The organism is Staphylococcus sp. HMSC035D11 (assembly GCF_001836075.1).
GTDB lineage: Bacteria > Bacillota > Bacilli > Staphylococcales > Staphylococcaceae > Staphylococcus > Staphylococcus hominis.
Window position 1 is genome coordinate 1 of the sequence record NZ_KV827225.1, and the last position, 2030, is coordinate 2030.

A 2030-nucleotide genomic window follows, 5' to 3' on the forward strand; every position below is an offset into this window, starting at 1 on the left:
AATTTGTTAGAAATTATGTCCCAGCCTCTTTTAACTATTACTAATTTTAAAAATAAACTAATCTACAATATCTAAAAATATATGTTTAGTACTATTTTTGTTTAGTTATATCAAGTGATTTGGGAATTAACAAATAGACAACTATTGAAATGATAATCATGATAATCCCACCTACTAAAGCAGTTGCTACAAAAGCATCATTAAATGATGTTACAGCCTCGTTTGCAAGCTGTTTTATCCCCGTAGCTTTAGCTACTTCGACAGCGCCCACTACAGATTCTTCAGCTACATGAGCTAAATCTCCAACTATACCTTTTGATGAAAAAGATGAAATATCTAAAAATACACGATAAAGCATAGAAGATAGGCTACCAAGTACTGCTACACCAAAAACATTTCCAAGGTCATACATAGACTCTTCAACAGCAGCTGCATTACCTGCTTTTGATGTAGGTGTTTCTAACATTATTAGAGCAGATGCAACTGCTAGTGAAGCCGTACCAGCTCCAACTAAAATTAATGCTAAAGCCATTGTAGAATATGATAATGGATGACCAAAGAAATACATAATAAACATGCCAATGGCTGCAATTCCAATTCCGGAAGGTAACACTATTTTCGGTCCAAATCGCGCCGCTAATCCGGGTGCAATTGGTGCAAACACCATATCTCCTATTGCCATAGGTAATAGGTATAAGCCAGCTTTAAAAGGAGAAAGTTCTTCCACAACCTGTAACCATTGTGAAGCTAATAACAAAACAGATGTCATTGCAAACATTGTCATAAATGCAGCAATTGTACCAGCTGAAAATGATCTCTTTTTAAAAAGTCTTACGTCTAACATTGGATCAGAACTTGATAAATTACGTTTAACAAATATCACTATCATGGTAATTGCTAATACTATTACAACCCATGGAATAATATCTGCTAGTCCTTCTTTTGAAAATTCTTTGATACTCCATACCAGTCCAATCATGCCTGCAATTGATAAAATTGTAGAAGGAATATCCCACGAGTGAGACTTTTCTTTTGATAACTTAGACTCTGGTAATAAAAATAAACCTGCTACAACTGCTATTATCACAAACGGTACATTAATTAAAAATGCCGAGTGCCATGAAAATTGCTCAAGTAAAGCTCCTCCGATAATTGGTCCAAAAACAGCACCTATCGATGAAACGATTGACCATACAGCTAATGCAGTGGCCCTTTCTTTAGGGTTTTCAAAAATTACTCTTATCATTGAAAGAGTAGTTGGCATTATTAAAGCACCTGCAATACCAAGTAAAAATCGAATAGCTATTACGAACTCTGCACTTTCTGCGAAAAATATAGCTAATGAAACGAGGCCAAATAAAGCAAATCCAGTTAATAATGCTTTTTTTCTTCCCCATTTATCAGCAAAGGCACTCAATGGAATTATAAAGCCAGCTAAAACAAGAGAGTATATATCAACTATCCATAACTGTTGGGTACCAGAAGGCTCTAACTCTCTTACTAATTCCGGTAAAGCCATAATTAATATTGTCATATCCATTGTAACAACAAACAAACTAACAGCTAATACTACTAGTGCAGTCCATCTTTTTTTTGATGTCATCATATCAGTAGTTTTTGTAAAAAATGAAATCATTTAAGTTCCCTCCAATCCTTATAGACCGTTCGACCGGTCTATAAGGATTATAATCTATTTTTTTACATATTACAACAAAAAATCTTGCGAAATTTAAATGGCTGTATTGTGTTATACAATTATTCTTTGAATTTTTTGTGCTATCATTGATAGTACTTAATACTCATTAAAGGCGTGATGAACTTGAAAGATAAAATACTAGGTGTCGCAAAGGAATTATTTATAAAAAATGGATATAATGCCACTACTACTGGAGAAATTGTTAAATTATCAGAAAGTAGTAAAGGGAATCTTTATTATCACTTTAAAACAAAAGAAAATCTATTTTTAGAAATTTTAAATATAGAAGAATCTAAATGGCAAGAACAGTGGAAAAAGGAACAAATCAAATGTA

Annotated in this window: 1 protein-coding gene and 1 pseudogene; one reads left to right on the forward strand and one right to left on the reverse strand. The window is 33.1% G+C overall.

Translation table 11 applies throughout. The features are described 5' to 3' along the window. Positions 1–91 precede the first annotated feature (91 nt). Entirely contained in the window at positions 92–1636 is a 1545-nt protein-coding gene (gene qac / locus HMPREF2647_RS02275) for a QacA/B family quaternary ammonium compound efflux MFS transporter (RefSeq protein WP_002449598.1), read from the reverse strand. Positions 1637–1813: 177 nt separating this feature from the next. Between qac and qacR the strand changes: the two are divergent. After that, positions 1814–2030 (forward strand): annotated as a pseudogene (gene qacR, locus HMPREF2647_RS02280) (multidrug-binding transcriptional regulator QacR); the annotation flags it as partial.

Bases quoted from the DNA above. Each gene is read 5' to 3' on its own strand.
- qac (WP_002449598.1), bottom strand. From the start codon at position 1,636: ATGATTTCATTTTTTACAAAAACTACTGATATGATGACATCAAAAAAA.